Annotated in this window: 15 protein-coding genes; 8 read left to right on the top strand and 7 right to left on the bottom strand. The window is 69.7% G+C overall.

Annotation, left to right across the window (positions count from 1 at the left end; genetic code table 11):
• Positions 1 to 31 precede the first annotated feature (31 nt).
• Genes D5S19_RS31120 through D5S19_RS31105 form a run of 4 tightly spaced genes read left to right on the top strand, consistent with a single transcriptional unit; the run spans position 32 to position 3,083 of the window.
• Entirely contained in the window at positions 32 to 301 is a 270-nt protein-coding gene (locus D5S19_RS31120; protein WP_199730804.1) for an acyl carrier protein, read from the top strand.
• Positions 298 to 1,152: an NAD(P)-binding domain-containing protein gene (locus tag D5S19_RS31115; RefSeq protein ID WP_120026914.1), complete on the top strand. Its 855-nt coding sequence runs from the start codon at positions 298 to 300 to the stop codon at positions 1,150 to 1,152. Before D5S19_RS31120 ends, D5S19_RS31115 begins: the two co-directional genes overlap by 4 nt.
• Before the next feature lie 22 nt (positions 1,153 to 1,174).
• On the top strand, positions 1,175 to 1,849 hold the full coding sequence (locus D5S19_RS31110) for an acetoacetate decarboxylase family protein (RefSeq protein ID WP_120026913.1): 675 nt from the start codon (positions 1,175 to 1,177) through the stop codon (positions 1,847 to 1,849).
• Between the two features lie 13 nt (positions 1,850 to 1,862).
• Positions 1,863 to 3,083, top strand: coding sequence for an MFS transporter (locus tag D5S19_RS31105; RefSeq protein WP_120026912.1), 1,221 nt, complete (start codon positions 1,863 to 1,865; stop codon positions 3,081 to 3,083).
• 110 nt (positions 3,084 to 3,193) lie between these two features.
• Here the strand turns inward: D5S19_RS31105 and D5S19_RS31100 are convergent, their stop codons facing one another.
• The 5 genes from D5S19_RS31100 to D5S19_RS31080 form a co-directional block, all read right to left on the bottom strand.
• Entirely contained in the window at positions 3,194 to 3,574 is a 381-nt protein-coding gene (locus D5S19_RS31100) for a hypothetical protein (RefSeq protein ID WP_147397537.1), read from the bottom strand.
• Between the two features lie 19 nt (positions 3,575 to 3,593).
• Positions 3,594 to 4,817 (bottom strand): cation:proton antiporter, encoded by a 1,224-nt coding sequence (locus D5S19_RS31095; protein WP_120026910.1) that lies wholly within the window; start codon positions 4,815 to 4,817, stop codon positions 3,594 to 3,596.
• A gap of 7 nt (positions 4,818 to 4,824) precedes the next feature.
• Positions 4,825 to 6,312 (bottom strand): tryptophan 7-halogenase, encoded by a 1,488-nt coding sequence (locus tag D5S19_RS31090; RefSeq protein WP_120026909.1) that lies wholly within the window; start codon positions 6,310 to 6,312, stop codon positions 4,825 to 4,827.
• Positions 6,313 to 6,351: 39 nt separating this feature from the next.
• Positions 6,352 to 13,803 (bottom strand): non-ribosomal peptide synthetase, encoded by a 7,452-nt coding sequence (locus D5S19_RS31085; RefSeq protein WP_120026908.1) that lies wholly within the window; start codon positions 13,801 to 13,803, stop codon positions 6,352 to 6,354.
• A 74-nt stretch (positions 13,804 to 13,877) separates the two neighbouring features.
• Positions 13,878 to 14,081 (bottom strand): MbtH family protein, encoded by a 204-nt coding sequence (locus D5S19_RS31080; RefSeq protein ID WP_120026907.1) that lies wholly within the window; start codon positions 14,079 to 14,081, stop codon positions 13,878 to 13,880.
• A gap of 288 nt (positions 14,082 to 14,369) precedes the next feature.
• Between D5S19_RS31080 and D5S19_RS31075 the strand changes: the two genes are divergently transcribed.
• The 4 genes from D5S19_RS31075 (at position 14,370) to D5S19_RS31060 (ending at position 18,876) form a co-directional block, all read left to right on the top strand.
• The gene (locus D5S19_RS31075) at positions 14,370 to 14,810 is read left to right on the top strand and encodes an enediyne antibiotic chromoprotein (protein WP_120026906.1); all 441 of its coding nucleotides are present in this window, start codon (positions 14,370 to 14,372) and stop codon (positions 14,808 to 14,810) included.
• 189 nt (positions 14,811 to 14,999) lie between these two features.
• Entirely contained in the window at positions 15,000 to 16,223 is a 1,224-nt protein-coding gene (locus D5S19_RS31070; protein WP_233574278.1) for a beta-ketoacyl-[acyl-carrier-protein] synthase family protein, read from the top strand.
• Positions 16,220 to 17,200, top strand: coding sequence for a beta-ketoacyl synthase N-terminal-like domain-containing protein (locus D5S19_RS31065; RefSeq protein WP_120026905.1), 981 nt, complete (start codon positions 16,220 to 16,222; stop codon positions 17,198 to 17,200). Before D5S19_RS31070 ends, D5S19_RS31065 begins: the two co-directional genes overlap by 4 nt.
• A complete protein-coding gene (locus D5S19_RS31060; RefSeq protein ID WP_120026904.1) occupies positions 17,197 to 18,876 on the top strand; it encodes a phytoene desaturase family protein in 1,680 nt (559 codons plus the stop codon). The genes D5S19_RS31065 and D5S19_RS31060 overlap by 4 nt, the downstream gene beginning before the upstream one ends.
• 72 nt (positions 18,877 to 18,948) lie before the next feature.
• Here D5S19_RS31060 and D5S19_RS31055 read toward each other — a convergent pair whose 3' ends face one another.
• Positions 18,949 to 19,611, bottom strand: a complete 663-nt coding sequence (locus D5S19_RS31055) for a class I SAM-dependent methyltransferase (RefSeq protein ID WP_120026903.1) — start codon at positions 19,609 to 19,611, stop codon at positions 18,949 to 18,951.
• 36 nt (positions 19,612 to 19,647) lie between these two features.
• Positions 19,648 to 20,406, bottom strand: coding sequence for an amino acid hydroxylase (locus D5S19_RS31050; protein ID WP_158605683.1), 759 nt, complete (start codon positions 20,404 to 20,406; stop codon positions 19,648 to 19,650).
• Positions 20,407 to 20,500 lie beyond the last annotated feature (94 nt).

The raw sequence follows: 20,500 nt of genomic DNA, 5'->3' as shown, positions 1-20,500 counted from the left end.
TGCCGGCGGCCAACGGAAAGGAGCACCGATCGTGCAACGGCAGGAGCTCGCCGATTTCATCGACGTGAAGATGCGCGCGGCCGCGGACGTGGACAGCGGCGTGGAAATCCGCCCGGATTCCCGGATCCTCGACGACCTCGGCATCGATTCGATCGGCGTGGTCGAACTCATCACCACCATCGAGGACGAGCTCGGAGTGTCCATTCCGGACAGTGCGCTGGTGTACAAGAACATGGTCGTGGCCGGTGATCTGAAGGAACAGATTCTCGGCGCGGTCGCCGGCGAGGACGGCTCCCGGTGAGGGAGACGACGGTACTGGTCAGCGGGCTGGGCGTGATGACCCGGGGAATTCTGGCGCACCTGGCCGGGCACCCCGGACACACCGTCGCGCTGCACAGCAGGCATGCCGCCCGCTCCCCCGTGCCGGGTGTGCGCTGCGTGTCCGAGGACGGCTTGTCCGCGCTGCGCCCGGATGTCATCGTGGGCTGTTTCGAGAACGACGACCGGAGCCGGGAATTCTGGTCGCTGGAGCCGATCGGCGAGGCCGTGGCCGCGGGCGCGGTCTGCATCGAGCTGACGACGCTGGGCCTGGCGCAGGTGCTGTGGTGGCACGAGCTGATCCGGGCCTCCGGCGGCGTCGGCGTGGAGTGCCCGGTCACCGGGAGCCGCAGCGGCGCGGAATCGGGCACGCTCTCGGCGTTCGTGCACGCGAGCGGCTCCGACGAGCGGATCGACCAGGTGCTGAAGCTGTTCGTCCGCACCCGGTACGACTTCCGCGAGCCGGGGCACCCGACCCGGTTCAAGCTGCTCTACAACGCCTGGGGCGCCACGATGCTGGCCACCCTGAGTTCGTTCGTGCCGCCGCTGGAGGAGCTGCTCGGCCCGGATTTCCCGGTCGCCCAGCGGATCATCGCCAGTGACGGGTGGATGGCCCTGGTCTGTGCCAGCAAGCTGGACAAGATGCTGCCCGTGGCGCCGGACGAGCTGGACTTCGCCCTGCGTCACATGCGCAAGGACCTCGGCCACGCCGAGGCGATCATGCCGCGGCCGGACGAGCTGTTCGACGTCGTGCGAGCCCGCTTCGGCGAGGCCGAGCAGAGATTCGGCGGCGAGGTCGACTACACCGCCGTGAACTGGCCGTCCGCTCGCTGATCCGAGATCCTGGAGCCGTTCCATGTCCATCCGATTCCCGAACGCCTTCTCCTGCACCGGCCGTTCCATGCTGTTCGACGAAACCGACCCGGTCGACTTCCGCGCGCTGGCCGGGCCCGGGGTACCGGCGGACCTGATCGAACGGCTGGTGGCCCGCCGATTCGTCGTGACCACCTCGCAGGTCGAGTCGACTACCTCGGAGCAGCATTCGATCCGGTTCGCCGAGACGATCGTCAAGGTGCCCGTGCACTGGGGTGGCGAGGATTTCATTTTCCCCGTCGTCACTTTCGTCGACAACGAGCACTCGCTGATCCGCGGCTATCTGCTGGGTTTCCACAAGGTGTTCGCCGCCCCGCGGGCCGGGACGGACGGGCTGGTGCTCCAGGTCGGCGAACTGGCCCTGGACCTGCGAGCCGAGCCGGGGCCTGCCGACTGGGCCTCCCCGGACATCCCGCCCGAGCATGGCTACCCGTTCCTGCTGTGGACGGATTACTCGCTCGTCCCCGGGGTTTCCTCACACGGCTACCGGCGGCTCACCACCGAGTCCTACGTCCGGCACTCGGTGTCCGCGATGCGGCCCGCGCACCCCGAACAGCGCATTGCCGACCGCCAGGTGACTGCGCGGATGATGTACGAGATCCGGGACAGTTTCGTGCTCACCGGGAGCGTGCCTGCGCAGGTCGAGGCGCACGCGTGACCGGTATTCCGGCATGACAAGCGCGAAGGCGTCGGGCGCCCAGAGTCGCACGGGGCCGCTGCCGGCCGCGTTCCATCGGCTGCTCACCGCCGCCGCCATCAGCGGCACCGGCGACGGTCTGCGTTACGCGGCACTGCCCCTGCTCGCGGCCTCGCTGACCGACCGGCCGAGCCTGGTCGCGCTGGTCACCGTCGCCGGCCGGGCGCCGTGGCTGCTGCTGGGCCTGACCTCCGGGGTGGTGGCCGACCGGCTCAACCGCCGCACCCTGATGTGGTCGACGGACTTCTTCCGCGCGGCCCTGACCGGCGGGTTCGCGCTGGTGCTCGCGTTCGGCGGCGGATCGCCGCCGGCGCTGGTGGTCTTCGCGTTCCTGCTGGGCTGTGCCCAGGTCCTGTTCGACACCGCGGCGATGTCGTTCCTGCCCGCGGTGATCCCGGACAAGCGGCAGTTGGGCCCGGCCAACGGACGGCTCGCGGCCGCGCAGGGCATCACCTCGCTCTTCCTCGGGCCACCGATCGGCGGTGTCCTTTTCGGACTGTCCGTGGTCTCGGTCTTCGCCATCGACGCCGCGTCCTTCCTGCTGGCTGCCGCGCTGGTGCTCACCCTGCGTAGCAGCCCGGCGGCCCGTCCTGCGGCGAAGCAGTCCATCACCGCGGATCTGGCCACCGGGCTGCGCTGGCTGTGGCGCAACCGGGAACTGCGCGACCAGACCGCCGTCTACTGCGCCATTTCCCTGATCACCGGCGTGATTCTGGCCGTCTTCGTGCTGTACGTGCGAGGCGAACTTGAGCTGGGTGGCTTCGGCTACGGCGTCCTGACGGCGTTCTTCGCGGTGGGCAACCTGCTGATGGCGTGGCTCGCGCCGATCCTGCGGATCCGGCTGGGACAACCGGCTCTGCTCATCGGGTCCGTCGTGGCGATCACCGGTTCGCTCGTCCTGATCGGCGTCGTCCAGCTCGCCGCTACCACCGCGCTTGCCCTGTTCGTGTTCGGCTGTGCCGGCACCACCTGGCTGGTGATCACCTTGACGCTCCGTCAGGAAATCGTCCCGGACAACCTCCTTGCGCGGGTGACGAGCTGCTATCGCACGGTGGGCAACGTCGCCAATCCGGTCGGCGCGCTGCTCGGCGGGCTGGTGACCCAGCTGTCCAGCACGCCGGTCACGTTTCTGCTGTGCGGCGGGGTGATGGGGGCGGTCTCGCTCGGGTTCCACCGCAGTCTGCGCAGCGACTGAGGAACTCGCGCCGGCCAGTCTGTGAAGGGGCCCTTCACAGAATCCGAGGTGGCGAAGGGAACCTTCACAGCCTTCTCACGGCGCCGCGGCGTGCTCGCTTCCGAGAACCCTCAGGGCCGGTCCGGATCCTTCTTCTCCCTGGACGGCTCCAGGTACACCACGCCCGAGGCCAGATCGATCCCTGAAGCGGGCCGCAAGGGGCGGCCGACGTTGTCCGGGGCATCTTCGGGCTCCCGGGGCGGGGCGCCGCTGCCCTGCTCGTCGGTCCGGAGGTCTTCGGCGGCGTGCTGTTCGATCTCGGTCTGCTTGCCCGGGTCGAAGGTCCTCGAGAAGTCGGTGAGCACGGCCGTGGTGATCGAGCGGCCGGTGCGCTTGCGCAGCCAGGGAATGACGCCGAGGCCGGTGATCCACACCCAGAGGCCTTCGAGCACGGCGATGACGAGGATGAGCAGGACCAGAGCCGGCAGGCTCAGGGCCGCGAGAGTATCCACGGAAATCACGCTACCAGAGTCAGATCTGCGCGGGCAGCGAAGCCGCCCGTTTCGCGCCGAATGCGCTCAGCAACGGGCCGGTCATCGCGGTGGTCACCAAGGCCATCGCGGTCATTTCCGAATAGAGCCTGCCGTCGATCACACCCAGTTGCAGACCCACGCCGAGTACCACCAATTCGGTCATGCCACGGACATTCATCAAGGTGCCGAGCACCAGCGAATCGCGCACGCCGAGGCTCTGCACCCGCGCGCTCACGAACGCGCCCGCGAACTTTCCGGCGATCGCCAGCGCCAGGATCAGCGCGACCTCGCCGAACCCGCTCCGGCCGAGCTGAGCGAAGTTCACCCCGAATCCGGCCACCACGAAATAGACCGGCACGAACAGCGAAGTGGTCACCGGGCCTACCCGGCGCACCAGTTCGTCGCGGAACACCCCGCCCCGATCGCGCGGGACGAGCAGGCCGAAGAGAAACGCGCCGAAAATGAAATGCAGGCCCAGCCATTCGGTGGCCGCCGCCGAGAGGAGCCAGCCGAGCAGCCCCACCGCGACCAGCTCGGCCCGCGCCGCGCCGTCGGCCGGGATCCGGGGGATCCACCGCTTGAGCAGCGGCCGCACCACCCAGACCATCAGCACCCCGTAGGGCACGAGGGCGAGCAGCTGCCACCGGAAGCCGCCGCCCGCCACGGCCACCACCGCGGCGAGCATGCACCACGCCAGGACGTCGATGATCGCGGCGCTGGACAGGGCGATCCCGCCGAGCAGCGTCCTTTCCATTCCGCGGTCGGTCAGGATCCGGGCCAGCACGGGGAACGCCGTCATCGCCATCGCGGTGCCGACGAACAGCACGAAACCGATGTCCGGCCCGCCGGCGGTGCCGCGGCCGAGGAACAGGGCCAACAGCACCCCGAGCCCGAACGGCAGCACCAGCGAACCCACCGCGATTCCCGCGGAGACCCTGGCCACGCCGCGCAGCTTCTGCTGGTCGACCTCCAGACCGACCATGAACATGAACAGCGCGAGCCCGACGTTGGCCAGCACCGAAAGGGACGGACGCACGTCGGCCGGGAACAGGAACGCGGACAGGCGCCCGCCGAACAGCGTCGGCCCGAGCAGAATCCCTGCCACCACCTCGCCGATCACCGGGGGCTGACCGCATTTGCGCGCGAGCGCGCCGCAGATCCGGGCCAGCAGCAGGATGATCGCCAGGTCCGCCAGCAGGACGGCGATCTGGTCGCCGGTCATGCGCGGCTCATTCCGCGGGCACCACCCAGCGCAGGCCGTCCGCCGAAGGCAGCAGCCCGCCGGGGAAGAACACGTCCTCGGCGTCGAGTTCGCCGCCGAGCACGGCGTGGGCCTGCACCTGCGTGCCCTGTTCCATGACGTGCCCCATGATCGCCGACTGGTAGAGCGCAGTGGCGTCGTCTCCGCCGGAACGGTCCACTTCGGACACTGACGACTCCAGCTCGCCCGCGGTGTGCTTGAATCGCGCCCTTGCCGACTCGACATCGACGAACGCGCCGTCCAGCGACGCGACGCCGCCCACCAGCTCGACGAATGCTTCGAGTTCCGAGTCCGCGAAGTTGGTAACCCTCTTTGCCTGCCAGAAATACGACTCGTGGTCACTGTTCATGTCATAGAACGACACCAGGAACTCGTAGAAAAGGCTGTACTCGTGACGGTACCGCGCTTCGAACTCCGCGAAACTCCGCTCCTCGTCCACCTCGCCCGCCAGTACCGAGTTGAGCGACCGCGCGGCGAGCAGCGCGCTGTAGGTCGCGAGGTGCACGCCCGAGGAGAAGACCGGGTCGACGAAGCACGCCGCATCGCCCACCAGAACCATTCCCGGGCGCCAAAAGCGACTGTTACGGTAGGAATAGTCCTTGCGCACACGCACTTCGCCGTACGCGCCTTCGGTGACGCGTTCGGCGTCGGACAGGAGGTCCGCGATGCGTGGGCATCGGACGATGAGCCGGGACAGTGCCTCGGCGGAGTCACCCTGCACCGACTCGGCGAACTCGCGGCTGACCACGGCACCGACGCTGGTGAGCCGATCACTGAGCGGGATGTACCAGAACCAGCCTTCGTCGAAGGCGGCGCAGAAGATGTTCCCCTTGCGTGGTTCGGGCAGCCGCTTGGCACCTTCGAAGTAGCCGAAGAGGGCGATGTTGCGGAAGAAGTCGGAGTAGGCGCGTTCTCCGCCGGCCGCACGGTGAATCCGGCTCTTGTTGCCGGACGCGTCGACGACGAACTTCGCGGCGACTTCGTGCCGAGTTCCGGCGGAATCGGTGTACACGACACCGCTTGCCCGGCCGGCGTCCTCGGTCACCTCTGCCACCGCGCATTGTTCGCGCACGTCCACGCCCACTTTCCGGGCGTGCTTGAGCAGGATGTCGTCGAACTTCATCCGCTCGACCTGGTAGGCGTGGGAGGTCGGGCCGGCCATCCGCGGTGAGATGGCGAACGAGAACGACCACGGCTCGGGGCTGGTGCCCCAGCGGAACGTGCCGCCGAGCTTGCGCACGAACCCGGCCTTCTCGATCTCCGCGGAAACACCGAGCAGCCCGCAGATGCCGTGCACGGTCGCGGGCAGCAGCGACTCGCCGATCTGGTAGCGCGGAAACGCTTCCTTCTCCAGCAGGAGCACCCGGTGGCCCTGCATCGCGACGAAGGACGCGACGGTCGAGCCGCCCGGCCCGCCGCCGGCCACCACTACGTCGAACTCCTCTTCAGCGGACATGGCCTTCCTTTTCCCTTCGGTTCGTGGTGCACGGGGGTTTCAGCGGGCGCGGGGCCGCAGCACCGGACGCGCCCGCTTGCGCGCCCCGGCCAGCCGTCCGGACAGCTTGGCCACGGTCGGCGCGGTGAACAGGTCGGGAATCGCCAGCTCGACCCCCAGCGTGGCGCGGATGCGCGACACCAGCCGGGTCGCCAGCAGGGAGTGGCCGCCGAGGTCGAAGAAGTCGTCGTCGATCCCGACCTCCGGCACGCCGAGCAGCTCGCCGAACAGGTGGCAGAGGACTTCCTCCCGCTCGTCGCGCGGACCCCGTCCGCTGGTGGCGGCGGGGAGATCCGGTGCGGGCAGCGCGCGCCGGTCCACCTTCCCGTTCGGGGTGAGCGGCAATTCCTCCAGCACGACCAGCGCCGACGGGACCATGTGCTCCGGGAACGTTTCCTGGGCGCGTGCCTTGACCGCGGCGACCAGCGAGGCGGCGTCGGCGGCGCGGGAGGGGTCGTTGGCCTGAGGTCCCTCGGCAGTGCGCGCAATGGCCGGCAGCACACCGGTCACGTCCGCGGGCACGAACAGCACATCGCGCAGGCCGTCTGCACCCGGCGGCCGGACCAGTGCCCGATGGCCCGCTTGCGCGGCCACTGCGGCGAAGTCCTCGGCGTCCGGAATAGACTCATCCACATTGGACAGACAGGATCGGGCGGCTGCCAAGCTTCCGCCGTCCGCCAGGATCCGCGCCGCCGCGACCTCATGCGCCACCCGCGGGTCCGGCACATCCCGCAGCAACACCGCGGCAGGCTGCGCCGAGAACAACCCGTCGAGTCTGCCAGTCCACTCGACCTCGCGGACAGGTCCGATTTCCGCCCGCTCGCACGGTTCCCGGTGCAGGACGACGTCGTAGCGATGTGCGGTCAGCTCGTTCCGGAAGTGGGCTTCCTTGACGCGAATGTCGGCGACGGCAGGCAAAGTCGTGAAGAACGCCGGATCGAGCAGCAACTCCTTCTCCAGCGCCACCGTCTGCTCGACGGCCTTACGCAGCGCTCCGGCGTCCGCCGGTCCGTCCGGCCTGCCCAGCTCCACGGCCGTGCGCAATGCTGCCAGCAACGGCAAGTTGCGGACGTCGCCGACGAATACCCGGCCCCCCGGAGCGAGCAGCCCGAGAACCTGTTCCAGCACCTCACGCAGGTAGGCGGCGTTCGGGAAGTACTGGACCACGGAATTCAGCACCACCGTGTCGAAGAAGCCCACCGGCAGCCCGTCGAGCACGTGCGCGGGCTGGACTCTCAGTTCCACCCGGCCTTTCAGCTGCGGATCCTCATCCACATGCGCACGGACGCTGTCGACGACCCGGGCCGAAATGTCGGTGCCCCAATAGGTCTCGCATTCCGGCGCGACCTTCGCGAGGATCAGGCCGGTGCCGACACCGATTTCGAGCACCCGCCGCGGCTTCGGCTCCAGGATCCGCTCGACGGTCGCCGCCTGCCACGCACGCATCTGCTCGACCGGGATCGGGTGGCCGCTGTAACTGCTGTTCCAGCCCGAGAAGTCCGCACCGAATCCACCCGCACCCGCGTCGGCATAGAGCGAGTCGTAGGTGACCTGCCAGTCGGCGACCCGTTCTTCTTCCCACCGCCGGTCGACCCGCGCGGTCCGCTCGGGCACGAGGTAGCCGACCAGCCGCTTGTCCCCGGGCCGGTCTTCGCGGGCCACGACCACAGCCTGGCCGACGCCGGGCTGGGCGGCCAGTACCGCCTCGATCTCGCCCAGCTCGATGCGGAAACCACGCAGCTTCACCTGGTCGTCGGCGCGACCGGCGAATTCGAGCTGGCCGTCCGTCCGCCAGCGGGCGACGTCTCCGGCACGGTACATCCGCTCGCCCGGTTTCCCGAAGGGACACGCCACGAACCGCTCGGCCGTCAGCCCCGGGCGCCGGAGGTAGCCGCGGGCGAGGGCGTCGCCGGCGAGATAGACCTCACCGGCGACGCCCGGGGGAACCGGCCGTAGTCGTTCGTCCAGGATGTACACGCGGGTGTTGTCCAGCGGCCGCCCGATCGGCGGCGGCCCGCCCGGCACCAGCCGGTCGCTGATCGTCACGCAGACCGTGGCCTCGGTGGGGCCGTAGGCGTTGACCATCCGCCGCCCGGACGACCAGCGCTCGACGAGATCGGCCGGGCAGGCGTCACCGGCGACGATCAGCATCATCCCGCGTGGCAGGCCGTCTTCGGGCAGCGTGGACAGCACCGGCGGTGGCAGCGTCACATGAGTCACGCCCTGCTCGGTCATCAGCGCGCTCAGCGGCGGTCCGAGCAGCTTGTCGGCGGGCGCGAGGATCAGCGCGGCCCCGGCGAGCAGCGCCATGCACATGTCCGAGAACGCACCGTCGAAGCTCGGGGACGCGAACTGCAGCACCCGGCTGTCCGGCAGGACCTCCAGCCGCTCGATCTCGGCGCCCATCCGGCTCGCGATCCCGGCGTGGGCCACCACGACGCCCTTCGGGACCCCGGTGGAGCCGGAGGTGTAGATGACGTAGGCCGCGTGATCCGGCCGCAGCGGAGCCGTCCGTTCGGCGTCCTCGACGTCCTTTTCTGACAGTCCTAAAAGGATCTCCCCCGTACCAGGAGCGTCCAGGTCCAGCCGATCGAGCCCGGCAGGCAGCGGCACGGCGACCGTCTCCGCGGTGAGTACACAGGCCGGGGCGGCATCAGCGAGCATGAACGCGAGCCGCTCGGCCGGGTAGCCGGGATCCAGCGGCACGTAGGCCGCGCCTGCCTTCGAAACCGCCAGCATGGCCGTGATCAGCTCGACCGACCGTGGCAACGCGAGCGCGACCAGCCGATCCGGGCCGACGCCGCGGCCGATCAGCAACCGGGCCAGCCGGTTGGCGTCGCGGTTCAACTCCCGGTAAGTCAGCGACGTGTTCTCGTAGCAGAGGGCCACGGCATCGGGCGTCTCAGCCACCCGCGCTTCGAACAGCGCGGGCAAGGTCGACACGGCGACATCGCGTTCAGTGTCGTTCCAGGTGTCGAGCACGAGCCGTCGCTCGGCCTCGTCCAGCACGTCGACCCCGGAAAGCCGCGTCCCGGAGTCGGCCACCATGACCTCGAAAACCCGGACCAGCGCGGCCAGAATCCGCTTCACGGTCGGCTGGTCGAAAAGCTCGACCGAGTATTCGACGACGCCGTTCAGCCCGTTCGGGCCGCCTTCGCCGTCGAAGCGCTCGAAGACGCTGAAGGCGAGGTCGAACTTCGCCGTCTCGGTGTAGACCTGCTCGGCCGCGACGGTCAGCCCTGGTAGCCGGAACTCGACGTCGGCCAGGTTCTGGAAGGCGAGCATCACCTGGAACAGCGGGTGCCGCGAGGCCGACCGGCTCGGGTTGAGCAGCTCCACCAGCCGTTCGAACGGCAAGTCCTGGTGGGCGTAGGCGTTGAGGTCGGTCTCGCGCACCCGGGCGATCAGCTCGCGCAGCGACGGGTCGCCGCCGAGGTCGGTGCGCAGCACGAGGGTGTTGACGAAGAATCCGACCAGCTCGTCGAGACTCTCGTCAGTGCGGCCCGCGATCGCCGAACCGATCGGGATGTCGGTGCCCGCGCCCAGCCGGTTCAGCACCGCCGACAGACCGGCCTGCACGACCATGAACAAGCTCGCGTCGCTCTGTCTCGCCAGCTCGGTGAGTCGCGCGTGCAGGCCCGCGCCGATTTCGAACGGCACGGTGGAGCCCCGGTATCCGGACACCGCCGGACGTTGCCGGTCGACCGGCAACGGAAGCTCGTCCGGGATCCCGGCCAGCGCCGTGGACCAGTACTCGATCTGGCGCGTGATCAGGCTTTCCGGATCGTCCTCGGTGCCGAACAGTTCGTGCTGCCAGAGGGTGTAGTCAACGTACTGCACCGGCAACGCGGCGGCGCCGGGTTCGAGCCCCGCGCACCGGGCCTCGTACGCAGTGGCCAAATCGTCCGCGAGCGGCGCCATGGACCAGCCGTCACCGGCGATGTGGTGGACCACCAGCGCAAGCACGTGCTCGTCCGGGGACAACGCGAAGAGCCGGGCGCGTAGCGGCGGATCGACCGCCAAATCAAACCCCTCGGCACAAAACGCGGCCGTCGCCACGGCGAGTTCGTCCGGAGCGACCTCGACGCAGGCGACCTCGGGCCGCGCGTCGAGTACGCGCTGGCAGGGAACGCCGTCGAACTCGGGGAAGACCGTACGCAACGCCTCGTGCCGGTCGGTCAGGTCGCCGAGCGCCGCCACCAGCGCGGCCCGGTCCAGCTCGCCGGTGAGCCGCAGGACCGCGGGCATGTTGTAGGTCGCGCTGCGCCCCTCCATCTGCGCGAGGAACCACAGCCGGCGCTGGGCGAACGACAGCGGCACCCGCTCGGGACGCGACGCCCGCGTGACCGCCGGCCGCACCGATCCGCCGACCTCGTCCACACGTTGCGCGAGCTCGGCGACGGTGGGCGCCCCGAAAACGTCGCGGACGGTCAGCTCGACGCCGAAAACCGGGCGGATCCGGGCGACGAGCCTGGTGGCGAGCAGCGAATGCCCGCCGAGTTCGAAGAAGCTGTCGTCGATCCGGACCTTGGCCGCGCCGGTGACGTCCGCGAAGAGCCCGCACAGGATCTCCTCGCGTGGACTGCGCGGGCCGCGGCCCGTCCCGGCACCGGCGAACCGGGCCGCGGGCAACGCCCGGCGGTCGAGCTTTCCGTTGGGGGTCAGGGGAAGCCGGTCCAGCTCGACGATCGCGGCCGGCACCAGGTGCCGGGGCAGCGACGCGGCAGCCGAACGCCGGAGACGAGCCGTGTCGAGCCCGCGCCCCTCGTGCGGCACGACGTAGGCCACGAGCCGCTCATCGCCGGGCACGTCTTCGCGGGCGACCACGGCGACCTCGCGGACGTCGCCGTCGCGGCCGAGGGCGGCCTCGACCTCGCCCGGTTCGATGCGGAACCCGCGGATCTTGATCTGGTCGTCGGCTCGGCCGAGGAAGTCGAGCTGCCCGTCCGCACGCCAGCGGGCGAGGTCGCCGGTCCGGTAGAGCCGCTCCCCCGGTGCCAGGCCCAGCCCGTCCGGCGCGGCGACGAACCGTTCGGCGGTCGCGCCGGGGCGGCCCCGGTAGCCCCGGGCCAGGGTCGGCCCGGCCAGGTGCAGCTCGCCGGTGATGCCCGGCGGAACCGGTTGCAGCGCACTGTCCAATACGAACACCCGGGTGTTGTCGATCGGCCTGCCGATCGGCGGGATTCCCTTTCCAGACAAGGGATCCGACATGGTCGCGCAGACCGTGGCCTCGGTGGGGCCGTAAGCGTTGAGCATCCGGCGTCCCGGCGCCCAGGCGGCGGCGACCTCGGCCGGGCAGGCCTCGCCCGCGACGTTGAGGGTCAGATCCGCGGGCAGGTCGCCGGGCCGCATCGCGGCGAGCACGGCAGGCGGGAACGTGACGTGGGTAAGCGCGTGTTTGGCGGCCAGCTCGGTCAGGGTGATGCCAGGCACGAGGTCGTCGGCGTGCGCGAGCACCAGCGTGGCCCCGGACAACAGCGCCATCGACAACTCGGAGAACGCCGCGTCGAAGCTCGGCGACGCGAACTGCAGCACCCTGCTGTGCTCGTCGACGCCGAGGCGGGCGATCTGCGCGAAAGCGAGCGACGCCACCCCGGCGTGAGTGACGACGACCCCCTTCGGCGTGCCCGAGGAGCCGGAAGTGTGGATGACGTAGGCCGGGTGGTCCGACGCCAGCGTGGCACGCCTGTTCTCGACGATCGCATCTGCGCCGGTCTCGTGACGGCCGTCGAGCACGATCCGCGGCACGTCCGCGGGCAGGTCCACCACCGATGTCTCGCCGACGACCACACAGGACGGTGCGCTGTCGGCGATCAGGAACGCGAGCCGCTCGGCGGGATACGCCGGATCCAGCGGCACGGAGGCGCCACCGGCCTTGAACACCGCGACCATGGCGGTGATCAGCTCGATCGACCGTGGCAATGCCAGCGCCACCAGGCGTTCGGGTCCCACTCCGGCCTCGATCAGCGCGTGGGCGAGGCGGTTCGCCCGAGCGTTCAGCTGGGCGTAGCTCACCGCGACGTCCTCGAAGACGACCGCTGTCGCGTCGGGGGTCTTGGCGACCTGGGCTTCGAACAGCTCCGGCCACGTCGCCACGGGATGCGGCCGGGTGGTGGCGTTCCACTCGTGCACCACCCGCTGCCGCTCGGCCGGGTCGAGCAGGTCGATCCGGCCGAGTGGCTGCGCCGGGTCGTCCGCCATCGCTTCGAGCACCCGCAGGAATCCGCGCTGGTGCGTGGCGAGATCCTCGGGCCGGTAACGCTGGGCCGTGGCGTCGAAGTCGATGCGCAGACCTTGCCCGTCTCCGCGGTCGTACACCGTGATCGAAAGGTCTTCGGCCGGTCCGCCGACGAGGTTGTGCGACGTCGCCGGGTGACCGCCGAAACCACGGTCGTACCCGAAGGGCAGTACGTTGACCGCGGGACCGGTCAGCGGCTCGTCCAGCAGCGCCAGCCGTTGGTCCCGCCGCATGTCTTCGTAGCGATAACGCTGATGGCGCAACGCTTCCCGCGTCCGGCCGAGCACGTGCCGGGCCAGCTCGGCGCAGGTCTGTCCACTTGAGACGGTGAGCCGAAGCGGCAGGAGGTTCGAGACCATGCCGGGCGTGTCCGCCGTGCTCGCGCCCGATCGTGCCGCGACCGGCAGGCCGAGTACGAGGTCGTGGGCGCCGGTCACGCGGTGCAGGTAGGCCGCGACGGCCGCAAGGACCACTGTGGGCAGGGCGCGTCCGGTGGCCTCGGTGAGGCGCCGCTGTTCGTCCCCGGGCAGTCCGGTCGAGCAGCGGAGCCTGCCTTCGGCTGGGCCGGTCGGGGCAGCGGCGAGCGTTGCCGGTTCCGGGCGGTCGGCGAGCCGGTCGTGCCAGAACTCCCGGTCGCGGGTGAACTGCTCGGACTCGCGGTAGGCCGCGTCGTCTTCAAGCAGGGCGCGCAGCGGGCGGGGCTCGGCCACCGGGATGGGTTCACCGGCGGCGAGCGCCGTGTACACCTCGGCGACGCGGCGTACGACCAGCGCGCCACTGTGGCCGTCGAGGATGGCGTGGTGGAACTGGAAGTACCAGAAGTAGCGGTCTTCTGCGAGCTTGAACAGCAGCACCGTATGGAGGGACCCGGCGATGAGGTCGGCAGGCCGGTCGAGGTCGGCGTGCATGCGTTCGAGCGCAACACCCTGCGGGTCCTCGCTGCCGGAGACGTCGACCAGCTCGACGCCATGGTCCGCCGCGGGGCCGACGAGCTGCCGCGGACCGTCCGGTTCTTCGGCGAACCGGACGCGCAGTGCCTCCGTTTCGTCGACGACCCGGGTCCAGGCCGCGCCGAACATCGCGGAGTCCACCGGACCCCGGATGTCGAAGTACTCCGCGATCCGGTACCGCCGGCCACTCGGGTCGAGCTGGTGACCGAACCAGATTCCCCGCTGTGCCGCGGAAAGCGACAACCACACGCCTTCGACGTTCATTCTCGTTTCCCGGAAGTAGGTGCCAAGGGCTGTGAAGGGTCCCTTCACGGACGCTGAGGCTGTGAAGGGACCCTTCACAGACTTTCGCGCAGGCTCTTCGGGCGCAGGTCGGTCCAATGCTCCTCGATGTGGGCGAGGCAGGTTTCGCGATCGGCGCCGGACAGCTCGGCGGTCCAGCCCGCCGGAATGCCCGCGAACTCCGGCCACAGCGAATACTGGCCTTCCTCGTTGACGAGCACGGAATACGAGGCCGCCGTGTCTTCGAAAGGATTGGTCACAGATCTCCCCTAACCGGATGGGTCCGTTGACCGCAGACTCTCCCGCCGCCCCGCGTCCGGCAAGACCGCGGACGGCACGGGACGGAACGAGACACCATCGGCGAAACCGTTGACCGGACGCATATCCGGCGCGGTTGACGACCAACACACCGGCTTGTAACGTCGAAAACGATCGACACAGGATTGATCGGCACACAGTGATCGACACAAGAATGATCAACCCGGGCGTCTCTTCGCCCGGCGATCTTTCCTTTTCACCATGTCACCAGAATCGGGGTTGGTACAACCATGTCCAAGAACAGTCTCGCGTTCGCCGTCAAGGCCGGGCTCGCCGGCGCCGCTGCCGTCGCGGCGGTGCTGGCCGTTTCGGTCCCGGCGTCGGCGGGCGAAGCCGGGGTGGGGGCCACGGTCACGCCGTCGACCGGCCTTGCCGACGGGGCAACGGTTTCCGTCGCCGTGTCGGGTTTCGGTGCCGGCCAGAATGTCTTCGTCACCGAATGCGCCGGTGCCGCTGCGACGCTGGTGTGCAACGTCGACGGGATCTCGCAGCTCACCACCGACGCCGCGGGCGCCGGGTCCACCACGACCAAGGTCGCGAAGTCGTTCCAGGGCAAGGACCAGAGCGGTAAGCCCGTCACGGTCGACTGCACCACGGTAGCGGGCGGCTGCCTGATCGGCGCGTCCAACGAGGCACAGGAGCGCGCCACGGCGGCGATCTCGTTCGCCTGAACCGGCTATCGCCGCCCGAGGTGTCCGGACACTTCGGGCGGCCGGTGCGGTTTCGGCGACGAACCCAGCGTGACACGCGGTGGCCGGAGTCGGCTGTCTCGTTCCGTCCCGTGCTGTCCCCCGCTTGCGGGACGACCCGCCGCGCTTCGACGCTTAAGCAGGTCGACGGCGAGAAAGGACGGTCGTTTCGTGACTGGACAACCGAAGACGGACCCCGCGCGCCGGGTGGTGATCACCGGGGCCGGCGCGATTTCCAGCATCGGCGTCGGCACCGCCGAGTTTCTCGCCGGGTTGCGGGCGGGACGCAGTGGCGCCGGTCCGATCACCGCGTTCGACACCACCGGTTTCGACCACGCGAACGGGTGCGAAGTGACCGGTTTCGAGCCGGAACGGTGGATCGAGCGGCTCGATCCGGTCGAACTGGGTCCGGCGGCGCGGTTCGCCGTCGCCGCGGCCCGGATGGCCGCGGCCGACGCCCGGCTGACCCCGCGAGAGCTGACCGCGGGCCACGTCCTGGTCTCGGTCGGCACCACCGACGGCGAGACCCGCGACCTCGACCGGCTCGTCGCCGGCGAAACCGATCCCGCCGTCGAGCGCCGCGCCTCGCCCGCCCGGATGGCGACGTCGGTTGCGCGCGAATTCGCACTGACCGACGTCGAAGCAATGACCGTGCCGACTGCCTGCGCGGCGGGGAACTACGCGATCGGCTACGGTTTCGACGCGATCCGGGCCGGTGAAGCGGATCTGGCCTTCTGCGGTGGCGCGGATGCCTCGTGCCTCAAGACTTTCGCCGGTTTCTACCGGCTCGGCACCATTGCCCCGGACTACTGCCGACCGTTCGACGTCGGCCGGAAAGGGATTCTCACCAGCGAAGGCGCCGGAATGCTCGTGCTGGAAAGCCTCGCCTCCGCGCTGTCCCGCGGGGCTCGGATCCACGCCGAGGTCCTCGGGTACGGGCTCAACTGCGACGCCCACCACCAGGTCGCGCCGCTGCGGGAAAGCGTCGCCGACTGCATGCGGCTGGCCTTGGCCGACGCGGGCGTCCAACCACGCGAGGTCGACCTCGTCTCGGCACACGGCACGGGCACGCAGGCCAATGACCGCACGGAAGCCGGTGCGATCCACGAGGTGTTCGGCGACCGTCCACCTCGGACGGTGTCGATGAAGTCGATGCTCGGACACTCCATGGGCGCGGCCAGCGCGCTGGCCGCGATCGGCTGCACATTGGCGCTGGAACACGGCTTCATCCCGCCGACCGTCAACCACGTCGAGACCGACCCGGAATGCGGCCTCGACTGCGTACCGAACCAGGCGGTGGCCGCGGACCTGCGGATCGTACAGAACAACGGACTCGCCTTCGGCGGCAACAACTCCGTTGTCGTATTCGGCCGGTACGAGGGAGTCGCCGCGTGAACCCCGTCATCACCGCCTGGTCCGCGTTCTCCCCGTTCGGCGCAGGTGCGGACGCTTTCCGCGCCGGGATACGCGCCGGGGTCCCGGTGCCGGGGCTGGTCCCCGGCTTCGACGCCAGGGCGGTGCTCGGCAGTAAGGGCACCCGCTCGATGGACCGCGTGACCGCCCTGTCGGTCGCCGTGACCGGCCAACTCACCAGCGGGCTGTCCACCGCGGGTCTGGTCCTGGGCACCACCGGCAGCACGCAGTCCACAATGGACTTCACTCGGAGTTCCCTCGAAGGAGAAAGGCCGTTCTACGTCGACGCGGCCCGGTTCCCCAGCACGGTGATGAACTGCGCGGCGGGCCAGTGTGCGATCTGGCATCAGCTCAAGGGTCCAAACGCGACGGTGGCCGGTGGCCGTGTCTCCGGCCTGCTCGCGCTGAACTACTCGCGGCGGCTGCAAGCCAGCGGCCGCGCAGGCACGCTTCTCTGTGGCGCCGCCGAGGAATACTCCGCCGCCCGCGCCCAGCTGAGCCCGGACGGCACCGTGCTCGGCGAGGGAGCGGCAATGCTGCGGCTGGACCCTCCCGGCACCCAAGACGGCTTGGCCGACGTCGTAGCGCTGGAGTTCGGAGTGCACGAAGCAGCCGACGCCGGTCCGATCCTGTTGTCGTGCCTGCGCCGTGCGCTGGACAAGGCTGACGCGAAACCCGGAGACATCGGCGTACTTGCCACGGACGGCGCCGCGGACGAAGCCCTCGCCGAGCTGTTCAGTGACCATCATCCTGAGAGAGTCCCCTGCGCGACACTGATCGGGGACACCGCAGCCGCGGCCGCCACGTTCCAGATTCTCGCCGTGCTCACCGCCGCCGAAGACGATTCCGCCCTCGCCGGGCGGCTGGCCCTGGTGACGGCGGTCGACCACGACGGATCGCTCGGCTGTGCGTTGCTGCGGCTCCGCCGCCCGGCGCCGATCCAGGTGAGCGCACCGTGACCGCCGGCGAAGAGCCGTGGGACGCGATCGTCGTGGGCGGCGGGCTCGGCGGATTGACCGCCGCGGCTTATCTCGCCGTCACGGGACGGCGGGTGCTCGTGCTCGAACAGCACGACTGGGCCGGCGGCAACAGCCACGTCTTCCGGCGCCGTCGCGCCTACGAATTCGACGTCGGCGTGCACTACCTCGGCGACTGCGGACCGGACGGGATCATCCCGGCGATCCTGGCCGGGCTCGGCGCCCGCGACCGCGTACGGTTCCGGGAGCTGGACCGGGACTGCTTCGACCAGATCATGCTGCCGGGCCTGACCTTGGACGTCCCGGCGGACTGGGACGACTACCTGGCGCGGCTGGAACGAGCACTGCCCGGCGACGCCGAGGGTCTGCGCACCTTTGCCGGCGTCTGCCGCGCGATCGGCGAGGAGCAACGCTGGGCTATGCTCGCCGGCGCGTCACTCGCGGAAGTCGCCGCCGGAACCCCGACCGTGCAGGCATGGGGCCGAAAGCGACTGTCCGATTTGTTCGACCACTGTGGACTGTCCACTCGCGCCCGTACCGTGCTGGCCGCCCAGTCGCCGAACTACGGCATGGCGCCGGACGTCGCCACGGTGACCATCCACGCCGTGGTGACCGACCATTACCTGCGCGGCGCCTACTTCCCGGCAGGAGGCGGGCAACAGCTGGCCGCGACGCTGGTGGAGGTGCTCGAAGCCCACGGCGGAGAGCTGCGCACCAAAGCACGTGTCACGAAGATCGACGTCGTGGACCGGACCGTCACCGGCGTGCGCCTGGCCGATGGAGAGGTCATCACCGCGCCGCTGGTGATCTCCAACGCCGACTACCGGCGCACGGTCCTGGAACTCGCCGGTGCCGAACACTTCGGCCCGCGGATCGCCAAGTCCACCCGGGAAGCGACGATGGGCCTCCCGTTCGCGACGGTCTACATAGCACTCGACCGCGAACTGGCGCGGCGGCGGGAAGCGAACATCTGGTGGTACGACGACGAGGACATCGACATTCTCTACCGCGGCCTGCACGACGGTGCGCAGCCGTCGGACATCCGGTTCCTGTTCATCTCGTTCGCCTCGCTCAAGGATCCCGGCTCGCCGAATCTCTGCCCACCCGGACACGCGAACTTCCAGCTGATGACGATGTGCCCGCCTGGTCACCGGCACTGGGGGGTGCCGCAGGGACCCGCCGACGGCGTCCGGTACCGGCGCGAACCCGCTTATCTGGCGGAAAAACAGCGCTTTACCGACGCGGTCGTCCGGGCCGGCGAGCGCGTGCTGGGCCCGTTCCGGGACCACATCACGCATCTGGAACTCGCCACCCCGCTCACCCAGGAGCGCTACACGCTCTCGACCGGCGGGACCCCGTTCGGCCTCGCGAACTGGGGCACCACCGGTGCCCGGCCCGACACCGCCACCGCGGTCCGGGGGCTACACGTCGTCGGCCAGAGCACCCGTTACGGCAGCGGCGTCACCGGGGTGATGGCCGGCGGAGTGGCTTGCGTGGCGCAGATTCTCGGCAAACCACTGCTGGCCGACGTCCATCAGGGCACGGTGCTCGGCGACCCCGCCAAACTACCCGCCCGGGCACCAGGATGGGATCCGCTCGCGATCTCCCGCGGCGCCGCCCGGCGCGATGCCCGCGGACTACCCAAGCCAAGGCTGTGAAGGGACCCTTCACGGACTCAGCGTCCGTGAAGGGTCCCTTCACAGCCTTGGTACCGGGCAGCGCGGGGGCGACTAGCGTTTGACGGCGAAGGTGAGGCCGTCGGCGAAGGGGAGCATCGAGAGGTGGATGCGCTCGTCCTTGGCCAGCTTCGCGTTGAAGGCACGCAACGCCCTGGTCTCGTCGTCCTGGACCGATTCGTCGATCACCCGGCCCGACCAGAGCACGTTGTCGGCGACGAGCAGCCCGCCCGGCCGCAGCAGGGTGAGGCCGTGCTCGTAGTAGGTCTCGTAACCCTCCTTGTCCGCATCCAGGAAGATGAAGTCGAACGAACCGGCGGCGCCCTCCTCCTCGGCGAGCGCGGCGACACTCTGCCGGGCGTCACCGATCCGGAAGTCCACCTTGTGCTCGACGCCGGCCCGCGCGCAGTAGCGGCGCGCGACACCGGCCCACTCCTCGCTGATGTCGCACGCCGTGACGCGGCCGTCCTCGGGCAGGGTCAGCGCCGTGCTCAGCAGGCTGTAGCCGGTGAAGACTCCGACCTCCAGCGTCCGTTTCGCGCCGATCGCGCGCAGCAGCACCGAAAGGAACTGGCCCTGCTCCGGCGGAATCTGCATGTTCCGCTGATCGAGACGCGAGGTCTCCTCGCGTAGCTCGCGCAACACCGGCGGCTCCGACAACGAGACATCCGCGATGTAGTCCTGCAACTGTTCGGTCAGGGTGACCTGGATTCTCATGCGTTCTCCGTAAGGTTTCGCCGGTTCGAGGGGCGGTCAGGATCCGGTGAGGAAACGGTCCAGTTCGGCGGCCAGGCGCGGCACCGATTCGACGGCGAACAGTACCGGCATACAGTGCATGTCGTCGAAGTCCTGCGCGAGGATCGCGGCGACGTCGAACGGCCGCAGATCCACCTGTGCCAGGGATTCCATCTCCGCGACCGAGGACAGCAGCGCCGCGCCGTAGACCCGTGGCCCGCCCTGTTCCAGCAGCACACCGGTCTCCATGGTGAACCAGAAGACCTGCGTGATCTCCTGCAACCGGCGGGGCGTGATATCCCGCCGGGCCGCGCGGCCGAAGGCGCGGTAGAGGTCGGCGAACACCGGATCGCCGAGCATGACCGCGTGGCCGACCAGCTCGTGGAGCACGTCGGGTTCCGGTGAGTGATAAGGCGAATCGGGTGACCGCAGGTACTGCGTCGCGCAGAACCCGCTTTCGCCGAAGGCGCGGAGGAACCGCTCGATCGGCACGGTGCCCTCGGCGGGCCGGAGGTGGAAGCCGGTCCGCGCGGTCAGCACCGCGGAGATCTCCGCGAGCTGCGGCACCCGGTCCGGCGGCAGGACGACGTTGCGGGCGGCCCGGCGGTAGGACGCGCAGGCCACCTCCTCGTGCAGGGAACGCAGCTTCGCGGTCACCGTCTCCCAGAGCGCGTCCTCCTCCGGCGTGTAGGAGATCTCCGGCAACGGTTCACCCGGCCGCCATGCTCTCGCCAGTTCCTGCCGGGCCGCTTTCCGCAGTTCGTAATCGTCACTCATCTGTATTCTCTTTCCCTGTTCGGCTGTGCCGAATAGGTGCCGCGCGAAACGCGGGCACTCCCCAGTACCACTGTGTTCGCAGGCTAACCGAGGA

Source organism: Amycolatopsis panacis (genome assembly GCF_003600245.1).
Taxonomy (GTDB): Bacteria; Actinomycetota; Actinomycetes; order Mycobacteriales; family Pseudonocardiaceae; genus Amycolatopsis; species Amycolatopsis sulphurea.
This window is presented reverse-complemented; position numbering and strand designations above follow the sequence as displayed.

Bases quoted from the DNA above. Each gene is read 5' to 3' on its own strand.
- D5S19_RS31090 (WP_120026909.1), bottom strand. From the start codon at position 6,312: ATGTCCGCTGAAGAGGAGTTCGACGTAGTGGTGGCCGGCGGCGGGCCG.
- D5S19_RS31110 (WP_120026913.1), top strand. From the start codon at position 1,175: ATGTCCATCCGATTCCCGAACGCCTTCTCCTGCACCGGCCGTTCCATG.
- D5S19_RS31085 (WP_120026908.1), bottom strand. From the start codon at position 13,803: ATGAACGTCGAAGGCGTGTGGTTGTCGCTTTCCGCGGCACAGCGGGGA.
- D5S19_RS31075 (WP_120026906.1), top strand. From the start codon at position 14,370: ATGTCCAAGAACAGTCTCGCGTTCGCCGTCAAGGCCGGGCTCGCCGGC.
- D5S19_RS31050 (WP_158605683.1), bottom strand. From the start codon at position 20,406: ATGAGTGACGATTACGAACTGCGGAAAGCGGCCCGGCAGGAACTGGCG.
- D5S19_RS31055 (WP_120026903.1), bottom strand. From the start codon at position 19,611: ATGAGAATCCAGGTCACCCTGACCGAACAGTTGCAGGACTACATCGCG.
- D5S19_RS31105 (WP_120026912.1), top strand. From the start codon at position 1,863: ATGACAAGCGCGAAGGCGTCGGGCGCCCAGAGTCGCACGGGGCCGCTG.
- D5S19_RS31095 (WP_120026910.1), bottom strand. From the start codon at position 4,817: ATGACCGGCGACCAGATCGCCGTCCTGCTGGCGGACCTGGCGATCATC.